Annotated in this window: 2 protein-coding genes; both read right to left on the bottom strand. The window is 55.5% G+C overall.

All coding sequences use genetic code 11. From position 1 onward, the window contains the following. Positions 1 to 327: 327 nt before the first annotated feature. Positions 328 to 579: a hypothetical protein gene (locus EQW76_RS29190; protein ID WP_161991049.1), complete on the bottom strand. Its 252-nt coding sequence runs from the start codon at positions 577 to 579 to the stop codon at positions 328 to 330. A gap of 34 nt (positions 580 to 613) precedes the next feature. Continuing rightward, complete coding sequence (locus EQW76_RS28645; RefSeq protein WP_142832623.1) at positions 614 to 1,375, bottom strand: EAL domain-containing protein; 762 nt, start codon at positions 1,373 to 1,375, stop codon at positions 614 to 616. Positions 1,376 to 1,558 lie beyond the last annotated feature (183 nt).

Here is a 1,558-nt window from a genome sequence, read left to right as displayed (position 1 = left end):
ACTACGAAATCACCAAGGAAGAACTCGATTGGCTTGTCGACCACATCAAGCAACTTCAGGACATCGTCGCAAAAATTTGCCCTGAGCGGCTCAATGGCTAACACTGGCGCCATCCCTAGCTTGAGAAGCGTCTTCTCCAGTTCAGCCCGAAGCGTTACGGATGGGTTCTGAGCGACGATCCGCTACATCCGCCCAGTCATTCCATCCCTCCCTCACCCGGTCCGATCACGTCTGGCGGCATTGGCCTTGGCGAGTGACATCAGCATCGGACCGATGGCGAACTCGCCGCGCTCCGTCCTACGGGTGAGGTCCCGCAGATAATCGGGGTCAACTCTGAAGTAGTATGTTGCAGCAGCTTGCACCCGTCGCGGTCTCAAGGAGTGCCATGTCTCGCTCCCAGCTGCGCAGTGATGGCCGCGCGCGGCCGCGCAGGGCACCTGTCTCGGCCGCAAGGAGCGTGTACATGTGGGCCGGGATGACGCGTGCCAGGTCTGGATCGGCGGCCAAACCCGCAACCATGTCGAAGGGACGCTGCTCGGCCTTTCCGATATCGAGTAGTGACGCAACCGCTTCTCGCAACAGCACTCGACTATGTTCGAAAACGTCCGTTTGCTCAAATCTGGCAGCTCTTGAGAGCTGGAATATCCTTCGCGACCGATTCAAACACGGGTTTCGAGAACAGATATCCTTGCATGAGTTCGACACCGAGGTCTTCCAGCGCGGATTTCTCCCCGCGAGTTTCAATCCCTTCGCATAGGGGAATGACGCCCATGTCCTTTAGCATGGTGACCGAATGGCGCACGATCGTTCGCTTGGCGGCATTCGTGTCGATATCGCGAATAAGCTCCATATCGAGCTTGACGATGTCCGGCTGAAACTTGGCGAGCAACCCAAGACCGGCGTAGCCAGCCCCGAAGTCATCGATCGCCGTCATGAAACCAATTTCTCGATAGGTTGCCAGGATCTTCAGGACGTGGTCGATGTCGAGCTTCTCCGTCTCCGTGAACTCGAAAATGATCCGGTCGGCTGGAAAGCCGGTTTTCGCGGCCGTTGCCAACGTTAGCCTAATGCAGGCACGCGGCTCATAAACGGCCTTCGGCATGAAATTGATGGCCAGCCGCGGTAGCTCGGCCGGCGGAAAGAGTTTCGATGCAAGCTCGATGGCTTTAACCCGACACTGCTGATCGAAGAGGTATCGGTTCTCAGCATCCACCGCTGACAAAATACTCATCGCCCCCTCCCCGTTAGCCCCACGGACAAGTGCCTCGTGTGCGTAGACGGTTTGGTCTGCGACGTTGACGATCGGTTGGAAGGCCATCGAAAATTGAAGCGGAAAGTCTTGGCCGTCTTTGCAGCCCCGACATTGCATGTTCATAGCGCGCTCCTCAGTTTCTCAAAGAATAGAGACGAGAGCTTAATATTGGCTGTAAGATCAGAGTTAGCGGGCAAACTTGCTGCATTTACCGTCATTTGGTAGAGTTTAAAACTTTTACGGTAGATTGTCTAGCATTACAGTTGCAGTTTTAGTTTCAAATGAGCGCGTCGTGCGGCAGCTTGA

Origin of the sequence: Rhizobium sp. rho-13.1 (genome assembly GCF_007000305.1) — a bacterium.
GTDB lineage: Bacteria > Pseudomonadota > Alphaproteobacteria > Rhizobiales > Rhizobiaceae > Rhizobium > Rhizobium rhododendri.
Note: the sequence above shows the minus strand (reverse complement) of the source record. Positions and strands in the feature narration are given on the sequence as shown.

Coding starts and splice junctions, on each gene's coding strand:
- EQW76_RS28645 (WP_142832623.1), bottom strand. CDS start 1,375: ATGAACATGCAATGTCGGGGCTGCAAAGACGGCCAAGACTTTCCGCTT.